The sequence below is a fragment of the Herbaspirillum sp. RV1423 genome, from assembly GCF_000577615.1.
Classification (GTDB): Bacteria; Pseudomonadota; Gammaproteobacteria; order Burkholderiales; family Burkholderiaceae_D; genus Herbaspirillum.
This window is the reverse complement of sequence record NZ_CBXX010000007.1, coordinates 151,100-172,005: the sequence shown is the minus strand read 5'-3', so window position 1 is coordinate 172,005 and position 20,906 is coordinate 151,100. Positions and strand designations below refer to the sequence as shown.

Below are 20,906 nucleotides of genomic sequence, written 5' to 3'. Positions count from 1 at the left end.
CGGTATTCATGCTTCCAGAAGCTGATGTTGCGGACGGTTTTGCACTCTGCGCAATTCCGTCACCACACCGGACAAAGCATGAAAAACCAGAACCTGTTTTTCCTTCTGCATTGCATCGACCAGAGCCAGATCAAGGTGGAAATGACGCGCCATATCTTCGAGCGTCAACGGGGGCGTCGCGCCTTGCGCGCGGAGGGGAGGGGATAGCACCAGGTTTGCCGCCGACCATAGTGAAAAGCCGACGACCAATAGCAGCAGCATCATCACATAGGTCGTCGGGATATGAAACGACGCCAGCAGAGATCTGAGAAAAATTTCTTGCGCCATCAGCCAGTGCTGAAACGATGTGCCCAGTTCACTCCATTCGCTGCCATTGACGACCGCCAGGAAGACGGCGCCCCACATCGCCCAGCAAGAGAAGAACAATACACTGTCGCGGGCGCGTATCAACGGTCGTTTGGACGTATTCAGGTTGATGATGAGTTGCGATTTCATGATTTGAATCCTCTGTCCGGACTGGTCCAGACTGCTCGTTGTCCTTTTTTCCTGAATAGCGCCTTCGGAAATCCGACAAGCGTCGCGCAGGCTATCATTATCCAGTACACAAAGGGGTACCAGATGATCCACACATAGGTCTTCCATAAGTCTTTCTCGTAGCGGCTATCGAGATACAGGCCAAAGCTGAACTGGATCAATGAGCTGATGATCAGGATGAAGAATGTACTTTGCGTCGATAAGATCGATTGCCAAGGCTGCATCGGCGTACTCTCGCCGAGCAAAAAAGCAATGAGCAAAATCACTGTCAACGAGGCGGTGGCATAGACCCATAGCAAGCTGGCTGCCAGCTCGATGAACATGGGCCACATGTGGCGGTGTTTCCAATGCAGGAAGATGTCGGCGTTGCGCAGAAAAACTTCGGATCCTCCCTGCGCCCAGCGCAGCCGCTGTTTCCACAGGCCGGCAAAGGTTTCCGGCATCAGTATCCAGCATTTCGCCTTGGGCTCGAAACGGACTTCCCAGCCGGCGCGCTGCAATTTCCAGGTGACGTCGACGTCCTCGGTAATCATGTCCGGCGTCCAGAAGTCGACCTCGGCCAGCGCCGACTTGCGGAATGCCGCTACGACGCCAGACACGGAGAATATACGGCCGTAGATACGCTGCGCACGCTTGATAATGCCGACAATGCTTGAGAATTCTCCGACCTGAATTTTCCCCAGCAAGGTAGAGCGATTGCGAATGCGCGGATTGCCGGTGACGGCGCCCACGTGCGGGTGCACGAAATGCGACATCATCCAACTGCAGGCATCGACCTCCAGTAATGCATCGCCGTCGATGCAGACAAGATACTCGCTGTTGGCGAGCAGCGCGCCGACGCACATGGCTACCGCCTTTCCCTGATTGGCTGCCAGATGCACCACGCGTAGCTTGGGATGCATCGTGCATAGCTGATCCAGCAACTCGCCCGTATTATCGGTGCTGCCGTCATTGATCGCGATGATTTCGTAGGCCGGATAATCTTGTTGCAACAGCCAGCCGATGGTCTCGTAAACGTTGTCGCCTTCATTATGGCAAGGCAGCAGAATCGAGATCGGAGGATAGTGCGCCAGCCTGACGGTTTCCGGCTGCGCGCGTTCCCACTTCAGGTAGTACAGCAGCGCGCCGATGAGCCAGACATGAGTCATTGCCAGCGGATAAAAAAACACATAGTCCGATATCAGGCCAAGCATCGCTACGTAAAATGATGGATTTTCCATCTTGTCTATTTCCCTGGTGTAAGAAGCGGATTGTTTTTGAGGGACACGGCCTTTCTCAACATATCGAACTTCACCGGATCGTCCATGAACGTGTCGTCGTCAAGCATGAAATCGGACACACCATGCCGCTGGAAAAAAGACATGTTCTCCACGACGTTCTCAAGCTGTTTGATGCTGGCTCCCTTGACCGGCAAGCTAAGGATGCCGGCCCGGTTTGCCGGGAGTTGCCGCACGAAGGTCGCCATCTTGTCCGGCGGTGCGTCGACGGGCGCAGGAAAAGCAACTCTGTCCGACGCTCCCGTCATCGCATGCGAGAACGATAAATGAATGATGGCGTCAGCCGAATTCTCATCGCCGGCGGCGTAAAACAGCATGGGTGGCCTGATGTAACTGCTGCGCCCCAGCAGTTCGACGTAGAAGTTGAATTGCGCCCCGTCAACGGCGGGGGTGTCAAACATCAGTCCCTGGGCAGGGCTTGCCAGGCTAAGCTCGCTGTACAGGTTCAATAAGTGCTCGCGGTCTTCCCGATCCGAGATGTCGAGCGGATGCGGAATGCCGCTCTCAATACGTGCAACCTTGGCGGTATCGATCAGAATGAACACATCTACGCCAAGACGGCTGCGAAATTGCCAGGCCACGCGATTGAGCAGATCTGCGCGCATCGGCAACACCGAGTTAGGGAAATAAGCTTCGCTGGAGAAACGCCCGCTAGCCGGTGCGGCAAAGGGCTGCAGCAAGACCGTGTTGATCCCGAGCCTGGCAGTCTGATCGAGCATGCGGCCGAGCTTTTCGTCTTCTTTCGTCGGATCGGGATCGTAGACCCGGTCAAGACTGATTTTGATCGCCCGCACCGCATCGGCATTGTCTTGCAGCACTTCGTGCGTAACCATGTAGGTGAAGCTGGTCAGCGGCAGCTCATCGCCGATCAGATTCCGCGGGATGACGGCGGTGTCGAGCGTCGAACCTACGCCATCCGTCAATGTGAAGTTGATCGGCATTCCGGCGGCGGCAGCCTCCTCCGCCGAGATGCGGTCCACCGCTCCATACGGCCAGACCATGATGCGAGGCCGGATTCCTGTGTGGCGGGCGATCAGGGCCGAGTTCTTGCGCAGATCGGATCTGACGCGCAGACGACGTTGATCGGGCGTCTCATAGGATTGTTTGTCCGGGTCATATTCCTGCGTCACTGCGGCAGGCTCGGTATTGTGTTGCGGATTGGCGAGAATGCCGTGATGCAGGTCGTAGCTGTGCGACGCCATTTCCACCAGGCCGGAGTCGGACATTTCCCTGACCTGCGCCCAGTTCACGAATTGCTGGCTGGCATAACCAGGGTCGCTCTGACTGACTTTCGGATCGCGGCCATCCTCAATCCACCGTCCGACCAGACCGAATACCGCCGGGATCTTATAGAGCTTCAGTAACGGGAAGACATTCACGTAAAAATCTTCGTAACCGTCATCCACTGTCAATAAAAAGCTCTTTTGCGGCAACGGACGTTGGCCGGCCTTGGCCCGCAGTATGTCGTCCATGCTGATGGCGGTGTAGCCGTTGCTGCGAAGCCAGGCCAACTGGCCTGCGAAATTGGTTGTGCTGTTGGCTCCTGCGCTGCCATTGGCCGTTGCAGGTACCGAGTGATAACAAAACACCAGATAAGACTGGCCCGGCGCGACGGTGATCGTTTCCGTTGTGGATGTCGTTGTCGTGGCCGCCTGCACCATCGTCGACAGAATGGCCAGCAACAATCCGAGCAAGGGCAATAGCGCCGCAAGGAAAAATCTGTGCGGATGGCGAACAGCGGGCAAGCGCGGTTGAAAGCGGTGCAGACGCGAGGCGGTCATAGGAATTTCCAGTTCAGGTTCAGATGGACTTCGGGGCCGGAAGAGATGTTGCCGCTATAGATGCGCCGGACATAACCGGCGCCGTAATTCAACGACAACGTGTCGCTCACGCTGACGCGCTGCTCATAGCTGACGCCTCCGATGGTTGCGGATGAAAAACCGTGCTCGGACTGGCGTCCTATCGACAGAATCAGCCGTTGTCCAAACGAGCGGTTATAGCGTTGGAAGTTATTCCAATCGCTGACATAAGAAAACATCACTGACTGACTGTCCTGAGGATTGAAATAGGCCGCGTTGGCGACGCTGTTGGTCGCGCGGTACAGCTCCAGCTCGACGCTGCCCTTGTAGGATGGTCCCTGGATCACCGTGGCGGCGCCACGCACCAATGCCGAGCGGCGCGTATTCTGGTCGGACATGTTCAACTGGCTCACATCGGCCGAGACCGACCAGCGTTCGCTGTCTCGATAGCTCACTCCGCCACCGACCTGCCAGCCGGAGATGTCGTAATAGCGCGCTACCAACGGCACATCGAGCGAGTTTGAATCGATGCGTCCGCGTACCGTCCATTGATCGTTGAGCCGGAAATCTCCGGTCAGCGCGACACTGGTTTTCGGGTTCTTGAAAAATTCCTGCTGTACTTCGGCTTCGACGACACCCACGTTGGCGATGGTGTATTGCAAGCCGGCGCCAAGACGCCGGTAATCAGAGGATAGTTGACTGGTGATGCCGCGCTCGAAGTATTCGTGAATGAATGGGCGTAATTGCGGCCACATCGGTTTCGCAAGCAGTTTGCTTTCGACGATCACGCCTCGCCCGGAGCTGATATTTTCAGAGCTGCGCGTGCCGATCAACGACACCGTCAATTCATTGTAGTTGCGTACTTCTTGCGCGCGTGCCTGATTCATGACGTCGCCATCCGCCGGCGCTATCGCCTTAAGTTGTGCAAGCCTGTCGTCGGCGGCACCGAAGTTGCCGAGCGACGCATCGGTTTCCACTAAAGCAGCGCCGGCCTGAAGGTTGTCGGGGTCGCGCTGCATGACCATGTCGAATTGCTCGCGGGCGCGTCGAGGCCAGCCACGCCAGAGATACACCTTGCCGAGCGCCATGTGCAGTTGGTCGCTCGACGGTGCTTCATCCTGCAATTTCTCCAGGCGCACCTGCGCCACCTCCAGATGCCCCTCGAAGGCGCGTTCAAAGGCGGCAGCAGTTGCCGCACTGAATTTGTCTTGCGGAAGCAAGGCCTGCTCGGCCAGCGTATCGATATGTTCACGCGCTTCCGGAAATCTGTTTTGATCCACGAGTGCATAGAACAAGCCCATGCCGGCGTTGAAATTGCCTGGTTTCCTGGCGACGGCCTTGCGAAATGCCTGCTCGGCGAGTTCCGGCTGCTTCTCCGCCAGATAGGCGGAGCCTGCGCTTTCATGCACCTCGGAAGGGATGTCTGATTGTTGGTCCGGCAGCGCCGCATAAATCGCGATGGCTTCAGTTCTGCGTTTGCGATTGTTCAACGCCCGCACGAGGTCGTAACGTGACTGCAGCGATTCCGGATATTGCTGCAGATTGGCCTGTGCAAGGGCTATCGCGCGGTCATAGCCGGGATATTCTTGACCCGGTTTGGCGTAGTAGGTATTTTCACTCCAGCGAACGGCAAGTGTCGCTCTCTCTTCGTAGAGGCGGGCGACCACTTCGCGACTGACGGCTGGATAGCGCTCGGCCTCTGCAATGGCGATGTCGCCGGCGCCGAGCCGGGAGAGCGTCAACAGTCTTCCTTCTCGTGCCGCCCGGTCGTCAGGATGGCGCAATAGCACTCTGTCGAAACTCTTCAGGCGTGCGATGAGATCGTCTTGTGTCGCTGGCAATGCGCCGACCGTGGCGGTTTTGGCTGCCGGCAGTGGCGGCGGCGCGGGCGTAGGAACCGATATCGGCGCCGGTATAGCCACATCCGAAAAGGTATCGGTATCTGTACTCGCATCCATGCCGTACGTCGCCGCAGTTTCGCTGACTGAGTTTGTCGCTGCACGGTTTACCGGCGTCGCAGGTAATGGCGATGCGGGCGCGGCAACGGCCGCTTCGAGCCCGGATATCGGCGTCTCGGCCTGTACCGCCGTCTGACCGAAGCTTGCGATCGCAACTGCCAAGGCAATTCTGGTTTTGTTTTTCATGGCTCATGCCTTAGGGCTTCATTCACTACGGTGGTGCGATGTTGATGTCTGAGCCGATCGAGATGCCGAGGAAGTCCTCGAGCAGTGATCGATAGTGTCGGCCGACGCTTTATTTTGGATGGAGCAGATCGACCAGCCTGCAGAGCTCGATTGTCAGGTCGGTAATCGATTCCTTCAGGCGCAAATTTTCTTCCTGCAATGCACGCAGATCCCTGAGCAGATCTGACAAGGGGATGTAGCGCTTGCGCATTTTCAGGAAGGCGCGCCTGGAGACGCCGGTGTCTTCGATAATGTCTTCCAGCGGCATGCCTGATGTTTCCTGCTGCAGCGCGGCTGCAATGCCGTCCCGTGTAATAAGCCGTCGCATGTCAATCCCGTGAGTTTCCAGATAATAATGTTTCAGTGTCCTGCGGACATTGGCGGCAACAATTGCTGCTTGTGTTCCATTGACTCCGGAAAATCATCAGAGACTATTTTCTATATGCTGCGATGCATCCGGATGATTTGATAATAGAACGAGGGGAGCGCGGAGTCGCGACAAAACCCTGCCCAATGTGGACAAGGTATTTGGCGTATCCGAGCAGGGAGTGGCGGATATGGACAGCGCGAGAAAATCGTGCAGAAGAGAGAAGTGAGGAACTGAGGAACTGACGAACTGATTTTGAAAGCGTTAGTGAACGAATACAGGAAGATATTGGAGTGCGCCCCGCATCAGGCCGCACGCTCGTTCAATAGCAAGGGGCAAGAACCATCGGCCAAGGACTTCAGCGCCGCAATGTCAAGCAGGCGCACCTCCCGTTTGTCGACTTCGATGAGTCCTGTGGTCTTGAATTTTGCAATGAGGCGACTCACACATTCACTAGTGAGGTAAAGATAGCTGCCAATATCGTAACGAGTCATGGGCAATCTAAACTGGAACGCAGAATGGCCAAGAAGTGAATTGCGAACGGAAAAATTGTTCAAGAAAATGGCAAGGCGCTGCTCCGCCCGCACTGTTCCGATAAGCATGGTGCTTTGGCTTGACACGATTTGATTACTGGCTATTTTCAATACGCGGTGACGCAGATCGGGTGACGCCAGACAAAGTTTCTCAAGTTGCTCAAAGGGGATTTCATATATCTGGCCGTCTTCCAACGCGACCGCCGTAGCCGCGTATCGCTTATCCACTATACCGTCGATCCCGAACATCTCACCATGCAGATAGAACCCGGTGACCTGTTCGACGCCGGCAACATTCACAATCGATGTCTTGATACAGCCTGACTGAACGATGTACAGGTTTTCGAACAGGTCATTCATCCGATAAAGACGATCGCCCATGCGAACACGTGGACAACGTGTCATACGGTCCAGGCTGATTGCGTCGGACTCGCTCAATCCGTGCCAGCAAGGATGCGTCAAGCAGAGAGCATAGTCGTTTTTGCCCGGGAGAATCGGAGGAACACTCTGCGACGCGAAGGAGATGGAAGACATGGTCATGACGCACTCACTCGATAAGCCCACGCAATCGGATATTGTCGTGCGGATACACTCGCATCTTCTTGATTTATATTAGGAACTCCAGAGCGCCGTTGGGCAATCTAAGCACGTATCCTTTGATCTATATCAGTTCATGTCAAATCAAGTGACCGCAATTGACCTCCTGGAATACGCGGGAGTGTCCAAATTGCCATATCGTTGAGTATTGAGGGGGGAGGCGTGATGGGAGAGTACCGGACGATACGCTGTCAGCGCTGTAATTCTGGGCAGGACGCGTGTCCTTTGCAGAAGCATTGAACAACCTCCCGTCCAGCCTAGGTTGCTTTCGCGACGATTATTTCGCAAATGGCCTGCTGCGTGCAACCAGACCTGCTCGTTGCGAGAGACGTCAATGTTGCACTGGGGTATCTTGTGCTCAAATCCGAAAGAAATGCGAGACCATTGAACCGGATCCGGCAATGTCTCGCCATTGTGTCAGCGACCGGAAAGTGTGCTGAACGATATGTCAATCAGACCGTAAATCGACATTCAAGATATTCGGCATGGTCAATGAGATAAGAGTACGGGAGCATTCATTGTTTTCAATATCTTGCGAGTGACTCCTCCGAACACCATTTCGCGGAAGGGAGAATGACCATAACATCCCATCACAAGCAGGTTTGAGCGTGTACTGCTTATCAACATCAGCAAAGCATCGCCGACGTCGGAATTGGTCGCTCTTTCGCTGACGTCGACACGCACGCCGTAACGCATCAAATACGCCTGGATGTCCGCCAATGATTGCCGATGAAGATCTTCTGCTTGCAGGCCATGACTAAACGTGACAAGGTGAACATTCTCCGCTTTCTGCAGAAACGGAATTGCATCGCGGATTGCGCGCTGCGATTCTCTGCTTCCGTCCCAGGCAATTAATACATGGGAACCGACTTTCTTGAATGACTCCTTATACGGCATCATCAGAACAGGATAAGCAGATCCTGTCAGGAGATCCGCCGTGATCTCGGATTCGATGGAATTACTGTCGCTGGGATCGCTTTGCCCGAGAACCAGGAGATCGCAACAAGTGCCCAATAGTCCCGCATCTCGGGAAAATGGATTGTCGAGGGCGCGCGTCTCCACCGATTTGACGCCAATGGTCTCGACAATCTTGTTGAATTTTTCGAGTAATTTGCCGGCCCTTTTTCGCAGAACATCCAAAAAGGGAGCGATACCCGGATTGTCCTTGTCAAGCGTCACTGTCTCCTTCAGGAAGCGCGTCACACCAGTGATGGCCACGCCGATCAGATGGCTCTCTTCCATTTTCGCAATTGTTGCGGCGGCCTCAATGCATGACTCGGCGCTCTCGGATTCACTCACGAGTACAACGACTGTTTTATATGCCATTTTAATCTCCTGATCAGTTTAGACAACAAGGCGTTTCCGTGCATGTGTACTAGAACTCATTTCATCAATAGGCGTGAGATGCGCTCTAGAAAATCCTCCGCAACCATCGGTACGGTTTTCGCCATCGGGTTCCCAAGGCGTGCAGCGATTCCCGATTCCTACACCGCTTGCGAGGCGATCACGATATTCGCATCCTGTGTGTTGTGCTGATCAAATGAAAGCGGGCCCGATGTCCGCAGCAAACTCTTGGCATGCAAGACATCGTCGGCGGTGCCATGCACCACCAGCAAGAATTCGCCGGCCTTGATGGCGTTTTCATAACGAAGTACGGAATTCTTCGGGATGCCGATGGCAGTCATTGCGCCGACCAATGCGCTCGCGCCTCCCACCAGAACCGCACCTTCCAGACCACCGAAGATCAACGCCGCCAGCGGCCCGATAACGATGACTTGCCCCACCACAGGAATAGACAACATCGCTGAACCAAACAAAATGCCGAGCAGTCCACCCCAGAATGCGCCCAGTTTGCCGAAAATCTTGGCGCGGTCACCGGCATTCAGGTAACCGACGACGTGTTCTTCAAGACGATAATCCTTGCCGATAATGGAAATTTTTTTCATGTCGAAACCTGCGAGCTGCAGGGCCTTGACCGCATCTTCTGCTTGCTGATGCTGGGCATATGTAGCGACGGCGAGATTGGAAGTGGATGGAATCTGGGTCATGGCAACTCCTGAAATCTATTGAGGACGGATTTACATGATGTTCCTGCCGACCGCGAGGCGCTTGATCTCGATCAATTATTTCGCATCAAGGCGGCTTGCACTGGCGCATCGGGATATGACATCAACGCGACGATAGCGGCATTCAATTGAACATGCCGGCGGCACGCATGCGCTGACAGACATCGGATCGATTTATCGGCTTGGTCACTCCTTGTTCGGCTGCACGATTGCGCATGGCCTTGTAATGCTCATTTATGTACGACAGACATTCTTCATAGCTGGGCAGGCTCGTCATCTTCGCTCTATATTCAACCCGTTCCTCGGATGACATCATCGACCAGCCCGCGACTTGCGTATCATCGTACTGAAATCGTGAGTTGCCGCGCACCTGATACCCACGTTCAGGATATGCACAGGCGCAGAGCGAGATCGAGAAGATGACAATGAGCCACCGTTGAAAAAGTCCTGTCACCAAAAATCTCCTGGTTGAATTGGTCAGAATCCTCACGTTCCGACACGCGATATCCTGAAATTTCTCTTTTATCTCTGAGACGCGCACGCATGTTTCATGCTTTTTCCATCACGCATCGGCAACACTGACTTGACGCGGCAACGAAGACGCGCCGCCATCCATCGTTTTCGATTTGTGCACGATCCGACAGCGATTGCTCCACTTATGCCAGTCGACGCGCAGGCAACGCTCGTCATCCTTGTAGCGCAAGCGGAGCGAGCCGCGATAAGTGGTGGCAAGGACTACGCCCAGGCTGCGCGCCAAGCGCAGTCCGGTGGTCTTGACGATTGTTCCGTCCATCTGTTCTGAAATGTTGATGATCCGCTCCATTGGATATGCCGCCATCTCTCGCGCTGCCCGGCGTAACAACAGGCAGCGCAGCTCCTGCTGTTGCTGCAGGTCAAAGTCGCCGTGAATGATCAGATATCCGGCCGGCATGTCTTCATCGATACGACGACATGCAGGACACTGGACTTCGACGGCTACAGATGACGGCGCGCTCCATTTCCATTCGCCATCGTCATAGGCAGCACCGCATTCCCGGCAGATGCAATGAGAATGAAGGCTCTCCTTGTCCCAATCCATATCCTGCGGCGTCGCCGAATAATCGGGAATGCTGCTCAGAGTGAGCATTTCCGGCATTGACGGCGAACCGTCATAAAACAAATGCGTCAAGGCTGTCATAGTCTTACCCGTCCAAACGTTTAATGTGCAGTAGTGTCGTTGCTACCGCCTCTCAATGTGTTCAGCTTCCATGATCCATTCAGCTATTGAATCGCCAGGCGCTTGGTCCTCTGCGTGTGAGGCAGCTTGGGCAAGGTCAGTTCCAGAAGACCGTCGGTATATTTGGCCTTCACGTGTTCGCGGTCGATATCGAAATCCAGAAAGAAGCAACGATACACATCGCCCTCGGTTCTCTCCGAATACAATAGAGACGCGTTCTTTTTCTGCCGATATTTGATGGTCGAGGTAATGCTCACCTGATTTCCCTCAACGTCTATCTTGATGTCGCTTTTGTCGACACCGGGAAGATCGGCGACGACGATATAGTTGTCGTCGTCCTCATAGAGGTCGAGATCAAGTTGAAAGCTACGCGCCCCGGCTTCGACATCATCGTGTCGCCAGGGAGTGCGAAATGCGTGTTTCAATGCATTGCGAAGCCGGTCGGAAATCGGTTCATGAATGGCTATGGAAGTCATGTCTGTCCTTCAGGGTTTGTAATAGTCGATGTCTGCAAGTGAGGTTTCAAAAAAATGGTCAAGAAACGACAACAATGTTGTTGACGACTGCCGTTACTCCCGGGGCTGCCCATGCCGCGTCTTCGGCCTGGTTCTTTTCAGGCCACGATTTCACGTGACCGCCCAAGACTGCTCGGGTGCCGGACACGGTAACGCTGACATTGTCCGCCTCGATCTGTGCATTGCGAACAAGCGCTTCCTTGATCTTCGCCTGTACATCCGTGATCTGAAGCTTCGGCTTGACGACGATCTTATTGGTAATCCCCTTCACGCCGAATAGCGGTCTGACCGAGTTTTCCGCCCAATCGTGTTGAAAGCGCCATTCGACTTCTCCATCCAGCGTGATCCATCCATCCGTCACCGTCACTTTGATGCCTTTCTTCGGAAGGGAACCGTGGGTGGCAATCGCATGAAGCGCGGCCTCGGCAATTTCCAGATCGCTACGCTCCCAACTCCCCGGTAGTTGGACATCCAGATTGTCAACGACTGCCCTGACGCCGCCGACCCGCCCGGCAGCGAGTTCCGCATTTTTCTTCTCCGCGAACTTCGCGACATATCCGTTCAGCGTCACAATGTGGTCCTTCACTCCTACAACGATGTGTTCTTCATCGAAAGACGGATCCCAATGCATTTCATCTATGACTTTTTGCTGCAACTCATTGTCGGTATCAGTGCTCATGAGGTAATTTCCTTCCTGCGATCGGTGCCGGTGGTTGTCGAAACTCGTGAAACACTGTGCATCTGATACCGCGCCGCGACACTGATCTACATCAAAAAGTGAATCGGTAAGTCAACACCGCGGCTTTGCCGATGCAGCATCATTGGAGCAGTCCTATCAGCACGAAGTCGGATATTGTTCATGGCACTGTAAATCCATGCGTTCGTCACGTTTTTGATGTAGATCAGCAATCGGGGTGGAGCGGGGCGTAAATTCAACTCTCCTAACCTGGAGATGACAATGAACCTACTTAAAGTGATTGAAGTGCTGGCGGAGTCAGACAAGAGCTGGGAGGATGCGGCGCAGATAGCGGTAAAGATGGCTGGCAAGACCGTCAATAACATCAAGTCGATTTATATCAAAGAGATGGACGCCACCGTCGACAACAACAAAATCACCCGTTACCGCATCAACGCAAAAATAAGCTTTTTATTGGACAAATGAGGCCCCTGGATCAATTGGCCTTGTTTTTTTGACACAACCTACTTTTCTGGAGAATGCGATGAGTATAGATATTGAATTGCAGAAGAAAATCGTTGAAGAATTGACTTGGGATCCATCGATCGATGCAACGCACATTACTGTCGCGGTGAAGGACAGTATTGCCACATTGTCGGGTTATGTTCCTCGATTTGCCGATAAGGAAAATGCCGAGCAGGCTACCAAACGCGTCGCCAACGTAAAGGCGGTGGTTGACGAAGTGGAGGTCAAGCTGGCAGGTTCCTTCAAGCGGACTGACCTTGAAATCGCCGAAATGGCGCTCAAGGCGCTGCAAGCCAACTCGACGTTGCCGAAAGACAAGGTCAAAGTCACGGTTGCAGACGGCTGGGTCACGCTGGATGGCGAAGTCGAATGGCATTATCAACAGGATTCGGCCGCAAGCTCGGTGCGATATCTGTCGGGCGTCAAAGGCGTCACCAACAAAATGACCATCAAGCCCACGGTGCATATTTCAGATATAAAATCCAAAATCCGCGATGCCCTGGTGCGTAATGCGCAGATTGACGCCAACAATATCAATGTCGGCGTCAATGGCGGGATGGCCGTTCTGGATGGAAAAGTCAAATCGTGGGCGGAAAAAGAACAAGCCGGATATGCTGCCTGGTCTGCTCCTGGCGTTACATCCGTGCAGAACAACATCTCCATCCGTTGAAGTGGGCGGCATGGGCTGATGCGTCACGAAATCACGCTGGTCGCCGCATCAGCTCGATGCCTTGCACACGTCCGGCACGAGAATTGAAGAGGGAACGAAATGCAAGAGAAGATGACGGCAATGGTGTTGAATGCTGCAGGCGAAGCATTGCAACTGCGGTCCGTCGAAAAGCCTGTTGCGCAGGCCAATGACCTGCTGATCAAAGTACATGCCTGCGGCGTTTGCAGGACGGATTTACATCTGGTGGATGCAGAGTTGCCCAACGCTGTGTTTCCTGTCATTCCGGGGCATGAGATAGTCGGCACGATAGTCGCGACGGGATCGGCGGTTCAGAGATTTCGCATCGGTGATCGCGTAGGTGTCCCGTGGCTTGGGCATACCTGCGGCCATTGTCCGTATTGCGTTGGCGGACGGGAGAATCTTTGCGATCACCCGTCCTTTACAGGATGCACCATCAATGGCGGGTACGCGGAATACGTGGCGGCAGACAGCCAATATTGTTTTCCCATTCCGGATAATTATTCCGACCTCGAAGCAGCTCCGTTGCTGTGCGCCGGGCTCATCGGCTATCGCGCGTTGAGAATGGCTGGACAGGCGCAGCGCATCGGCGTCTACGGTTTCGGCGCGGCCGCGCAGATCATCACGCAGATCGCTTGCCATCAGGGACGAACCGTTTATGGGTTTACGCGTCCAGGCGATAGCGCGGCGCAGCGGCTTGCTTATGACTGCGGAGTTGCCTGGGCCGGTTCCAGCGATGAGGCGCCACCGTCTCCGCTCGATGCAGCGCTGCTGTTTGCGCCTGCCGGAGAGCTCGTTCCGCAAGCGTTGCGCCATGTACATAAAGGCGGCATCGTCATATGTGCCGGCATCCATATGAGCGATATTCCGACGTTTCCCTACTCCCTTCTGTGGGGGGAACGGAGCATTTGTTCTGTCGCCAATCTGACGCGTCAGGACGGACAGGATTTCTTCGCATTGTTATCGGAAGTGCCGTTGCATATGCATATCGTGCCCTATCCCCTGAAGGAGGCAAATCAAGCCTTGTCCGATTTGAGATCGGGGGCACTGAAAGGTACGGCAGTGCTGCAGATAAGTTGAACATGCAAGGGATTGATGATTTTCCAGTAGATTTTCCAGTACGGGATAACCTGTCGGGAATTGTTTGGAAAGAAGCACCCCGTTCACAGATCAAGGCAATTCGTCGTCTTTTGTATCGGAAATGCCAAGTCAGACGGATATTTTTGCGCTGCCGTCATGCTGATTGTCAGGCAATATTCCGAAACGGAGATACCCAGATTTTTCTTGAACAATGTCTCCAGCCTCTGTTCGGACAGCCCGACACTTCGCGCGGCTTCTTGAGGAGTGGAATTTTTCTCACGTAATATTTTCTGGGCAATCTCCAGTCGTAAATCAGTGAGAAATTGATAAAGAGTCTTGCCGGTCGATATCTTGAATTTTCGTTGGAAATTACGTTCACTCATACAAACGAAATCGGCCGCGTCGGACAATACCGCCGACGACGATATGTTGTCTCGCATGAAGTCTATGGCTGCGGACATTGGATTCCGATTTTGTTCTATTTTTACAATTTTCTCATTGATGGGAACGCAGGCCTCAGTCATTTTCGTCTGAGCCTGGATCAGGCTGGCCAAGACGCGGTTCGCAAGATGAGCGCCAAGATCGCTCTGCAATAATCTCTGCGTCAACACTGCTCCCATTCCGTAGTCGCTCGTGGTGTAAATATTTCCGTCCTCGACGATCGCATCGTCTCTGATGTGAATTTGAGGAAACTCCTCCAGGAGTTTCTCTTCAAGGAATCGGGGGGCGGTCGCATGAAGATTATCCAGGAATCCTGCTGAGCCGATAACCAATACACCACAACTCATGGCGCCGATTCGGCGCACCGAGGGGCGAATCATCCTCAGCCAGTTCATCAAACGAAAATTGTGAGAGATATCCAGATTGCCTTTTCCGCTGACAATTATCAGCGTGTCGAAATGGACCGCAGCATCGGGTAACGGCAGAGTCATGATCTGTATCGATGTGGAGGAAATGACAATCTTTCCATCAATGGAGAGCAGCGATACTTTATATCCGCTTATCCCGGAGAACTCCGTCGCAAGCAGTCTGTCTGCCATCTCAAACGCATCCGCAATGGCAATGAGATCGTGCAAGATGACCCCGTCTGCGACGATAAGACCGATATGTCTTTTTCAGATATTGGTTTTTGGTTATCAACCCTCTCTGCGCTATGCAGCAGCATTGGCAACTCCTTTTTTTATATCCTGTTTTTAAGCGGAACCTGTCGGACGACCGAAGCGAGCTGGAGTACCTTGATCTCCTTGGCAGGACATTTGACTTTTTATATGATTTTCGACGATAGAGGGTTGACTTATGTCAATCGAAGGGATTAAAGCCGGAACGATGGCGGGAGAGGACCGACGTTTGTCGGAAATGGAGCGACCGTAGAGGGTAATATCGACGCAAATACAAACAAACAACGCTATCGCGTGAACCATCGAAATGACCCAATCGCCGTTTTCCCATCGCATCTCTGCATGCTCTCCAGGGGAGAGCGATGTCACTTTATCTCATCGTGATCTGCGACTTCTCATGAATGGAATAGCGTTCCGCAAGAAGGTATATCGAGGACAAGTTTTGTACAGCACGGGTGGTATCGGTCGCAATCTCTTTGTCATTCATGCAGGATATTTCAAAACAACACTTGTCAATCTGGGGGGAGACGAGAGAGTTGTCGGATTTCATATGACGGGAGATATTCTCGGTCTGGAAGATATTGCGAGAAATGTCCGCAGCACCATTGCCGTCGCGCTGGAAGACAGTGAAATCATTGAAATTCAGCTTTCTCGACTTATACGCTCGCTCGCGGCCAGGCCGGATTTGCTTCAGGATTTTCTGGACCTGATGAGCAACAGCATCGCATTCGGCCAAAGCATGATGCTGATCTCGCAGATGCGAGCGGAACAACGCTTCGCCTCATTTCTCTGCAATGTCTCGCATGAACACGCCATCCGAGGATACTCATCGTCGGCGCTTCAATTGCGCATGTCGCGAGACGATATCGGAAGCTTGCTTGGATTGACCAACAGCAGCATCAGTCGTTTGATTGCGAAATTCAGATCCGGCGGTTTGATCGAAATCCATCATCGCAATCTCCGCCTTCTCAATATGATCGGCCTGAGACATCTCGCAAACGGCACATTGCCATGGGATTCTCTCTCGACCAAGTGATTCCGCACGGTTTTTATATGTGCGCTCAATGTCGAACAGAGGCAGTCATGGAAATTGCCATCCTGCGCCTGTTGCTTCATGAGAACGAGCTTGCGGATGGCACTCATCTTGATTTTACGGTCTGCGGCAACGATACCTGAGACGCGCCCGTCGTCGGGACTACTCGCCTTGCTTTTTCACGAATGACGAACGACGACCCCATGTTAATCGTCAGTACTGCCGCCGCATTTGATATGGATCATATTGAACGCTTGCCGAGAGGCCTATGCTTGAAATCAACGATGATGTTATGTCGTTATGCGATAGCGCGACGGATTTATCGTTGCAGCTTCCTCCGGAATCTCATTGATAGAAAGCGAGGCCAATCATGGCTGGCAATTTGACACGATATTCTCCGTTCAACGACATTGCACGTTTCGAACCTTTCGGCGGCATCGAAGATATGCTTCGTGAGTTTCGTCTGACGCCTTCGCTCCAGGCGTTCGAGAACGGGCAAGGCATGAAGATGGATGTCTCCGAAAATGAACAGGCATACACCGTGAAGGCAGACATTCCCGGCATGAAGAAAGATGACATCAAAATCGACATCGACGGCAAGCAGGTATCGATCGTGGCGGAAACATCTCAGTTCAAGGAGCAAAAGGACGGTGAAACGGTGGTGCGCAGCGAACGCTTTTCCGGTCGCCTGTATCGCGGATTTTCACTCGGGCATGAAATCGATGCCGCACATGCGGTTGCCAAATATCAGGATGGCGTCCTTGAGTTGACATTGCCGAAAAAGGCTCGCAATGGCGCAAAGAAATTAACCATCAGTTGAAACACGGCGCAGCGCCATGGGCTATGCGCCGTCAGTCCCTGATCAATGGCGCCCCCGGTTCGCGAGCTGGAACAGACGCTATTTGAAGGATATGAAATGAACAATCTGCGATATTTCTTGTTGGCAGTCGGCCTTGTGCTGCTTGCTGGTTGCGATCGAAGCGAATTGAACTTGCCGAGGACAAAGACCGTAGACCAGAGCGCGCCAGCCGATACGGCGGACCAAGATCAGATAAGGAAGAACGACTTCCTGAAAGCAAGCCGTGACGAGCTGGACCAGCTCAAGCAAGATCTGGATGCCTTGCAAGGGAAGGCAAAGAGCGCCTCTGACGCAGCCAAAGAAAAGATGACTTCGGAGCTTGAGAACTTTGAAGAACAGCAGCAAAGCCTTGAGGCAAGGTGGCAGAAGTTCCGGGAAAAAGGAAACGATAGTTGGAAAGACGTTGAAAAGTCGTTTCGCGATGCAATTGAAACGCTAAGAAATTCTGTTCGGAAAACCTATACGAATAGCGGGAAACAGGCGACATCGTCGAGTACGAGTCTGGAAAGCGTGCGTTCCTACCGGCGTGTAATCGTCAAGCGCATTCCCGATGTCTGACCTTTCCTGACGACTTCATTTATTTAAGGATAGTAATATGCGATCGCCATACTTTCTCCTGGTCTTTGTACTGATGCAGATTTCGGCCGCTTATGCTGCCCCGGTCGAGGTGGTCTCCGGACAGACTACCTATATCTCAGGCGGCATTGGTTCGGACGAAGCCGCCGAGATGAAATCGATGGCTTCCCGGTATGTGTTGGAAGTCGTGTCTGTAGTTAAGGCAGACCCACGAGAACAATACACTGCGGACTACCGCATTCTCATCAAAGATGCGACTGGCAAGACTGTCCTCGACGCTGTTTCGGAAGGCCCTTTTTTCCTCGCCAATTTACCTGACGGAAACTATCAGGTCGAGGCGACGCAAGACGGCGTGCGTAAATCGCAAAGGACCTCCGTAAAAAAGGGAGCGCATCGACGTCTGGTATTCGTATGGCCGCAGTAGCAGCGCCTTTCAGCAGGCTTGCCGCCGTTCTGACGGCGGCAGTCTGCCTTGGTTTTGGCATTGAGGAATCCTGCGTTGCGCAGACCATGCCGGACGAACTTGTCGTGATTTACCGTCAATATGTTGCTCCTGCTCTTGCTCCGCCAATCGAAGAGCAGTCGCTGTACGCCGATTTTGTGCGCAAAGCGCTTCAGGACAACGTGCCGGAGAGCCCGCAATATGTCATCTTGGTCGATCGCAGCGCACAAGTGCAGGCAATCTTCCTTTTTTGGCTGGAAGAGGGGAAAAGTCCCTTGTTCATCGGCGCATCCCCGGTATCGACCGGGCGAGTCGGGCAATACGATCATTTTGAGACCCCAACGGGCGTATTTGAACATTCCATCGACAATCCCGACTTCCGCGCAGAAGGAACAAAGAATGCGCTCGGCGTTCGCGGCTATGGTGTGAAAGGCATGCGCGTCTTTGATTTCGGCTGGCAACAGGCCACCCGGGGCTGGGGTAGCGGCGGCTTGAGTACGATGCGATTGCAGATGCATGCCACTGACCCGACCCTACTCGAATCGCGGCTCGGGACGATCCAATCCAAAGGATGCATTCGGATTCCCGCCAGCTTGAATCGTCTGCTCGATGCATACGGCATTATCGATGCCGATTACGAGGCTGCGGTAAGCAACGGCATTCATCTTTCGGTGCCGATGCCCGCGCCCAGGGTGCATGGCCCCGGAAGATACCTGATCGTGATGGACTCTCAGCGCACGACACGACCCGAGTGGGCGACGCCTCCATTTTTTCCGCGCGTGACTGCCGTTCCGCTGCCGCCGCTGCGATAGTGCAAACAACGGAAACGAAGCTGCCATGCTCGCCCGGACATGCAGGCAGAGAGCGACGCCGACAATTTCAGGCAGTCCCGTTTTTGATTTGGATCAACATTCGATCCGACATAGTCTTCATAATCAAACTTCACTATTTGAAGGAGGGGCTTGCTGTGAACATGTTCGCTGAAATCGATGCTGACACGCGTTGGCAAGACTGCATGATGGTGACTGTGGGGATCGCGCTTGTCGCGTCTCCTTTCCTGATGGAATATCCGCAGCAATACATTTCGCAAAATGCATTTGCCACGGGATTGGTCATTGCGATTTTTGCTCTTTTTTCCCTGTTTACGCCGGGCCTCTGGGAAGAAGCCGTGCTTTTGATGCTGGGATGCTGGTCGGTGGCATCCCCGTGGCTGCTTGGTTTCTCGGACAATCGCAGCGCGGCCCTTATCGTGGTGGCTGCCGGAGGAATCGTTTTGATATCCGCGCTGTGGGCGATGAAGGATGAAGACAGAAACAGAACGACCTCGGATAGTTTCGAGGAGCGTTAGCCCTTGCTCAATGGTTGCAAGCCGATGAAGAAAGCTATTTTGTCGTATTGAATCTGCGAGCTGACCTGCAATGCAGTTGGTCGAATGAATTTCAGCTCCGCAAGCGAGCCCAGATGAGGAAGAAATGCCATGGCGTATCCCACAGAAAAACAATTGACACATCTTCGAGAGCTTCTCGACAAGCAGGAGACAGCGGTCCTGATCAGGGCCCGGGTAAATGTGCCCGATGATACGGATAGTTGCGATACGACAGACGCAGAAGATACCTTCTCCAACATGGAGTTCGCCGAGTTGGCCGATATCGAAGCTGCGAAAAAAAGGATGTCCGAAGGACAGTACGGCCTTTGCACCGAGTGCGGATGTACGATCGCCTATGCCCGGCTTGAGGCTTATCCCACCGCAAAACGGTGCACGCATTGCCAGCGCCTCCACGAACAACACCGTCGCTGAATAGCTGCCGCACAGATCGTTCACGTTGCACGACGATACTGCTATTCATCAATGCAGAAGTGTGAGCCACGCTGGGTCGGCAATGCATAAGCTCTTGGAATCGGTTGTGCGCCGGCGGCGGCCAGTGCCTTGATCAGCGCAGCATCCATCTTGACCAGATGTCCGAGAAACCATTGCGGCAACATGGAGAGAATCTGGCGCGAAAGAACATAATCGCCATTCATCACCTTGGGAATGATGTGATGCAAGGCGCTGAGAAGTGCCGCATGTTGTTCGCGATGGGCGCGCAGATCATGGTATGCGATCCTTTCCATCAGTTCCTCTTCTTCCCGAAAGCTGCTTTCCAACAATCGGCTGATCCTCTGAAAACAGCGGGTGAACTCATGATCGGGAGCGTTCAGGATCGCCACCAATTCCCTGGTCAATATCTTGTGTGCATTATCTATGGTCGCTATGCCAAGAGAAATACACGATGACTGCGCAAGCTCTTCCATATGTTCACCTTGAATTTTTCGGGGGCATTACTTTTGAGCGGGTCTTGATGGCATTCCACGCATCTTTGAGCGCTTGTGCAAAGAGGAGGTTGTCGCAAAATCCGAGGCAACTCTCGGCAGACCAATGTAGACAGGAGCACAATCGATCCGGAACTGGCGATAACCAGCATCGCCTTACCCATCACCGCCATTTTGAAAACGGAGGCAACGATAAGCGCATTTCAAGAGAAGAAATATAGTCCGATACTACGCCTGAAATTTGATTCATATCAAAAGACGTTTAAGTCCGTCGACAAAAATCGCGCACTGGATTATTTCGCCGTGGCATCGAGAATGCGCGATGCTCTCTCTATGGCGGCAGTCGAATTTCGACAGGTCTATGGAGTTTCTTTTGACGCTTAAGCATGGTGCTGCAAGGCAATATCGACTTGTCCTCGGATCTGAATATGTCTGCAATCCGCCAATCGCCTTCAGATGTCGATAAGACGAGATGGATAATGTCGCTCGCTCCCGCTGTCTCCTGCCTTTGA

25 protein-coding genes are annotated in these 20,906 nt (G+C 53.4%); 10 read left to right on the top strand and 15 right to left on the bottom strand.

What is annotated here, in order from left to right; translation table 11 throughout:
* Positions 1-6: 6 nt before the first annotated feature.
* The 12 genes from RV1423_RS10045 to RV1423_RS09990 all read right to left on the bottom strand — a co-directional run bounded on the left by RV1423_RS10045 (position 7) and on the right by RV1423_RS09990 (position 11,766).
* Positions 7-495: a PgaD family protein gene (locus RV1423_RS10045; RefSeq protein WP_034295964.1), complete on the bottom strand. Its 489-nt coding sequence runs from the start codon at positions 493-495 to the stop codon at positions 7-9.
* Positions 492-1,754: a poly-beta-1,6-N-acetyl-D-glucosamine synthase gene (gene pgaC, locus RV1423_RS10040; RefSeq protein WP_051516606.1), complete on the bottom strand. Its 1,263-nt coding sequence runs from the start codon at positions 1,752-1,754 to the stop codon at positions 492-494. Before pgaC ends, RV1423_RS10045 begins: the two co-directional genes overlap by 4 nt.
* A 5-nt stretch (positions 1,755-1,759) precedes the next feature.
* Complete coding sequence (pgaB, locus tag RV1423_RS28500) at positions 1,760-3,592, bottom strand: poly-beta-1,6-N-acetyl-D-glucosamine N-deacetylase PgaB (RefSeq protein ID WP_051516605.1); 1,833 nt, start codon at positions 3,590-3,592, stop codon at positions 1,760-1,762.
* Complete coding sequence (locus RV1423_RS10030) at positions 3,589-5,754, bottom strand: tetratricopeptide repeat protein (RefSeq protein ID WP_034295958.1); 2,166 nt, start codon at positions 5,752-5,754, stop codon at positions 3,589-3,591. Before RV1423_RS10030 ends, pgaB begins: the two co-directional genes overlap by 4 nt.
* A 109-nt stretch (positions 5,755-5,863) precedes the next feature.
* Positions 5,864-6,121 carry a hypothetical protein gene (locus tag RV1423_RS10025; RefSeq protein WP_034295955.1) on the bottom strand — a complete coding sequence of 86 codons (258 nt, stop codon included), beginning with the start codon at positions 6,119-6,121 and terminating at the stop codon, positions 5,864-5,866.
* Between the two features lie 344 nt (positions 6,122-6,465).
* Positions 6,466-7,233, bottom strand: coding sequence for a cyclic nucleotide-binding domain-containing protein (locus RV1423_RS10020; protein ID WP_081768771.1), 768 nt, complete (start codon positions 7,231-7,233; stop codon positions 6,466-6,468).
* Positions 7,234-7,779: 546 nt separating this feature from the next.
* Positions 7,780-8,616, bottom strand: coding sequence for a universal stress protein (locus tag RV1423_RS10015; RefSeq protein WP_034295953.1), 837 nt, complete (start codon positions 8,614-8,616; stop codon positions 7,780-7,782).
* Positions 8,617-8,774: 158 nt separating this feature from the next.
* On the bottom strand, positions 8,775-9,338 hold the full coding sequence (locus RV1423_RS10010) for a general stress protein (RefSeq protein ID WP_034295950.1): 564 nt from the start codon (positions 9,336-9,338) through the stop codon (positions 8,775-8,777).
* A gap of 142 nt (positions 9,339-9,480) precedes the next feature.
* Positions 9,481-9,810: a hypothetical protein gene (locus RV1423_RS10005; RefSeq protein WP_155835071.1), complete on the bottom strand. Its 330-nt coding sequence runs from the start codon at positions 9,808-9,810 to the stop codon at positions 9,481-9,483.
* Positions 9,811-9,918: 108 nt separating this feature from the next.
* Positions 9,919-10,533, bottom strand: coding sequence for a BCAM0308 family protein (locus tag RV1423_RS28495; protein WP_051516603.1), 615 nt, complete (start codon positions 10,531-10,533; stop codon positions 9,919-9,921).
* Between the two features lie 83 nt (positions 10,534-10,616).
* Positions 10,617-11,048, bottom strand: coding sequence for an Hsp20/alpha crystallin family protein (locus RV1423_RS09995; RefSeq protein WP_051516602.1), 432 nt, complete (start codon positions 11,046-11,048; stop codon positions 10,617-10,619).
* 58 nt (positions 11,049-11,106) lie between these two features.
* Complete coding sequence (locus RV1423_RS09990) at positions 11,107-11,766, bottom strand: BON domain-containing protein (RefSeq protein ID WP_034295945.1); 660 nt, start codon at positions 11,764-11,766, stop codon at positions 11,107-11,109.
* A 279-nt stretch (positions 11,767-12,045) separates the two neighbouring features.
* Here RV1423_RS09990 and RV1423_RS09985 point away from each other — a divergent pair, with 279 nt between their 5' ends.
* From RV1423_RS09985 to RV1423_RS09975, 3 genes are all read left to right on the top strand, one after another.
* Entirely contained in the window at positions 12,046-12,249 is a 204-nt protein-coding gene (locus RV1423_RS09985; protein WP_034295943.1) for a dodecin family protein, read from the top strand.
* 28 nt (positions 12,250-12,277) lie between these two features.
* Positions 12,278-12,958, top strand: coding sequence for a BON domain-containing protein (locus RV1423_RS09980; RefSeq protein WP_231502151.1), 681 nt, complete (start codon positions 12,278-12,280; stop codon positions 12,956-12,958).
* Positions 12,959-13,069: 111 nt separating this feature from the next.
* Positions 13,070-14,056: a zinc-dependent alcohol dehydrogenase family protein gene (locus RV1423_RS09975; protein WP_034296106.1), complete on the top strand. Its 987-nt coding sequence runs from the start codon at positions 13,070-13,072 to the stop codon at positions 14,054-14,056.
* Positions 14,057-14,139: 83 nt separating this feature from the next.
* Here RV1423_RS09975 and RV1423_RS09970 read toward each other — a convergent pair whose 3' ends face one another.
* The gene (locus RV1423_RS09970; protein WP_255344201.1) at positions 14,140-15,153 is read right to left on the bottom strand and encodes a GlxA family transcriptional regulator; all 1,014 of its coding nucleotides are present in this window, start codon (positions 15,151-15,153) and stop codon (positions 14,140-14,142) included.
* 328 nt (positions 15,154-15,481) lie between these two features.
* Here RV1423_RS09970 and RV1423_RS09965 point away from each other — a divergent pair, with 328 nt between their 5' ends.
* From RV1423_RS09965 to RV1423_RS09940, 6 genes are all read left to right on the top strand, one after another.
* Positions 15,482-16,210 (top strand): helix-turn-helix domain-containing protein, encoded by a 729-nt coding sequence (locus tag RV1423_RS09965; protein ID WP_034295937.1) that lies wholly within the window; start codon positions 15,482-15,484, stop codon positions 16,208-16,210.
* Between the two features lie 367 nt (positions 16,211-16,577).
* Positions 16,578-17,027: an Hsp20/alpha crystallin family protein gene (locus RV1423_RS09960; RefSeq protein ID WP_034295936.1), complete on the top strand. Its 450-nt coding sequence runs from the start codon at positions 16,578-16,580 to the stop codon at positions 17,025-17,027.
* A gap of 96 nt (positions 17,028-17,123) precedes the next feature.
* A complete protein-coding gene (locus tag RV1423_RS09955; RefSeq protein WP_155835070.1) occupies positions 17,124-17,624 on the top strand; it encodes a hypothetical protein in 501 nt (166 codons plus the stop codon).
* A 37-nt stretch (positions 17,625-17,661) separates the two neighbouring features.
* Complete coding sequence (locus tag RV1423_RS09950) at positions 17,662-18,066, top strand: hypothetical protein (protein ID WP_051516598.1); 405 nt, start codon at positions 17,662-17,664, stop codon at positions 18,064-18,066.
* On the top strand, positions 18,054-18,896 hold the full coding sequence (locus RV1423_RS09945; RefSeq protein WP_051516597.1) for a L,D-transpeptidase: 843 nt from the start codon (positions 18,054-18,056) through the stop codon (positions 18,894-18,896). Before RV1423_RS09950 ends, RV1423_RS09945 begins: the two co-directional genes overlap by 13 nt.
* 161 nt (positions 18,897-19,057) lie before the next feature.
* Complete coding sequence (locus RV1423_RS09940; protein WP_231502165.1) at positions 19,058-19,432, top strand: SPW repeat protein; 375 nt, start codon at positions 19,058-19,060, stop codon at positions 19,430-19,432.
* Here RV1423_RS09940 and RV1423_RS30820 read toward each other — a convergent pair.
* The gene (locus RV1423_RS30820; protein WP_255344200.1) at positions 19,429-19,563 is read right to left on the bottom strand and encodes a hypothetical protein; all 135 of its coding nucleotides are present in this window, start codon (positions 19,561-19,563) and stop codon (positions 19,429-19,431) included. The genes RV1423_RS09940 and RV1423_RS30820 overlap by 4 nt on opposite strands.
* Here RV1423_RS30820 and RV1423_RS09935 point away from each other — a divergent pair.
* A complete protein-coding gene (locus RV1423_RS09935; RefSeq protein WP_034295928.1) occupies positions 19,562-19,882 on the top strand; it encodes a TraR/DksA C4-type zinc finger protein in 321 nt (106 codons plus the stop codon). The two genes, RV1423_RS30820 and RV1423_RS09935, sit on opposite strands and share 2 nt — an antisense overlap.
* A gap of 41 nt (positions 19,883-19,923) precedes the next feature.
* Here RV1423_RS09935 and RV1423_RS09930 read toward each other — a convergent pair whose 3' ends face one another.
* A complete protein-coding gene (locus RV1423_RS09930) occupies positions 19,924-20,376 on the bottom strand; it encodes a bacteriohemerythrin (RefSeq protein WP_051516596.1) in 453 nt (150 codons plus the stop codon).
* Between the last annotated feature and the right edge of the window lie 530 nt (positions 20,377-20,906).